This is a genomic window from Streptomyces sp. NPDC058964 (genome assembly GCF_042741275.1).
Lineage (GTDB): Bacteria > Actinomycetota > Actinomycetes > Streptomycetales > Streptomycetaceae > Streptomyces.
The window spans coordinates 1-1890 of record NZ_JBHYKH010000894.1 but is presented as its reverse complement, the minus strand read 5'-3'; the positions used below and the strand labels follow the sequence as shown (position 1 = coordinate 1890).

At 70.4% G+C, this 1890-nt stretch carries 3 protein-coding genes and 1 pseudogene; 2 read left to right on the top strand and 2 right to left on the bottom strand.

The features are described from left to right. Positions 1–307, top strand: a pseudogene (locus ACFW2E_RS46120) (DEAD/DEAH box helicase); the annotation flags it as partial. 224 nt (positions 308–531) lie between these two features. Here the strand turns inward: ACFW2E_RS46120 and ACFW2E_RS46115 are convergent. Both ACFW2E_RS46115 and ACFW2E_RS46110 read right to left on the bottom strand, forming a co-directional pair. Continuing rightward, positions 532–678: a hypothetical protein gene (locus ACFW2E_RS46115; protein ID WP_384477962.1), complete on the bottom strand. Its 147-nt coding sequence runs from the start codon at positions 676–678 to the stop codon at positions 532–534. Positions 679–686: 8 nt separating this feature from the next. Further along, on the bottom strand, positions 687–863 hold the full coding sequence (locus tag ACFW2E_RS46110) for a hypothetical protein (protein ID WP_384477959.1): 177 nt from the start codon (positions 861–863) through the stop codon (positions 687–689). Between the two features lie 463 nt (positions 864–1326). On the opposite strand from ACFW2E_RS46110, the gene ACFW2E_RS46105 reads away from it, so the two are divergent. Continuing rightward, positions 1327–1722 (top strand): hypothetical protein, encoded by a 396-nt coding sequence (locus tag ACFW2E_RS46105; protein WP_384477956.1) that lies wholly within the window; start codon positions 1327–1329, stop codon positions 1720–1722. Positions 1723–1890 lie beyond the last annotated feature (168 nt).

Below are 1890 nucleotides of genomic sequence, written 5' to 3'. Positions count from 1 at the left end.
GGCGGCTGGTGGCACCTCCGCGACGGGGGGGCGCCGCTCCGCCCGCCGCGCGGGATCCGACAGGGCAGCAGGCGGTACCGGCGAGGCGAGCGGCCGCGGATCCGGCCGACGGTCCACAGCCGATGCGACCGGCACCACCTCCGGCAAGGCGGTCCGCGGATCCGGCCGACGGCCCACGTCCGATGCGACCGGCACCACCTCCGGCAAGGCGGTCCGCGGATCCGGCCGACGGCCCACGGCCGGCGGAGCCACGGGCGGCGCGGCCGGCTCCAGCCGCCGAGCCGGCCGCCGCACCCCTCCCGGTTAGGCCCCTTTCCTGTACTCCGCCGCCGTACCGCCACCGGGCACGGGGGTCCAGGACACCGCGACGACCACGGCACAGTCCATGCGGGGCACCCAGCTCACCCCGCATGGGCCCTGCTGCCGACCACCTGCGGTTGTCGGGCCGCATCACCGGTGGCGCTTGGTGTCGAGCGTCATCGTCGGGGCGAGCGGTCCCCTCCAGATTCGGCCGAGGGCAGCCGCCGACGATCAAGGGTGGTCTTTCAACGCCGCGTACGCTCGCTCGACCTCGCCCAGGTACTGCTCCAGGCGGAAGTGAACCTCGTCGATGGCCCTGCCGTCGAGGCCCGGGTACATCAGGTCGGACCAGATCACTGTCTCGCCCCGGAGTCGCACCCGGATGGTCAGCCTGTCCGGCCCGGGCCGGGCTGGTCCTCGGCCGCCACATCCACCGTTCGCGGCATGTCCGTCGGATAGAGCGGTCCACCCGGGCGGAGCAGCCGCATCGGGCCGAGGCCCACCATCCTGCTATCGCTGCGCGCCACCAGGTCGAGGCCGTCGACGAAGAGGTACGTGTGCACGACAGCACACAGCGACGGCCCAGGACACGCGCTGACAAGCAGCGTGCTCACCGCACCGTCACTCTGCCTGTCGGGGACGGTCGCCCTCAGCTCGCGCGGGGATCTACGTGGCATCCGCCTGGTGTGACCTCATGGGCCGAGCGTAGCGGCTACGCCGCACCGGTTCGGGCCGGATCTGTGTTCGCCCGTCCGGGTTGTGACCGCGGTGACGAAGAACGTCTACCCGCCGCTGATCCCACGGGCTGCTCGTCCGAGCGGCTAGGGTGCGAAGAGGCGCCCGGGCAGTGGCCGGTCCGCCGGCGCGCCCGGAATGGAGAGCAACGTGACATCCTCGTCCCTGGCCCGCGGGATCCGGATCGCACCCCTTCTGCTGGCGACGATGGTCACCGCTGCTTCCGTCGCGGGTTGCACCGCGGAGGCCCGCACCACGACACGGATCGGGTCAACTACACAAGGAAGCCCCTTGCTTGCCAAGGTTGCCCGGCAGATCGCCCTGCCGGCAAGGACCTGGACGGCGTCGGGCACCCACACGGCCAAGGGGTATACGACCAAGGCGGCCAGGACCGTCAACGTCGAGGGTATGAAGGCCGACTGTGTCAACATCAACCTCAACAGGAAGCTGAGCGCCGACTTCCGCGGTGATGTGTTCGGTCCTGGCATGAAGGGGTTCTTCTACAAGTGCCAGAAGGTCAGCCCGGACACCAACGAGTACTGGTTCATCATCAGTTCCGCGGACCGTGGCCAGATCGACAGACTCTGCGATCCGACCACCAGGTACCCGGTCGTCCACGACGGGCAGCACGACACCTACTGGATCGACGAGCCGTTCACGTGCACCGTCCGGACCGGCCCCCCGTAGGACTTCGGCCCGCGTTCGCTGCACACCTCGCAGACCTGTGGCCCCGCCCTGCGGCGGATTCCAGGGGTCGTAGCAACACCGTGGTGAGTTGATCAAGCCGCGAGCAGTTTAGACAGACGCGGGGGGGGGGGGTGGCAGCGCCGCCGGTTCTCGGGGGGGCGCGGGGTT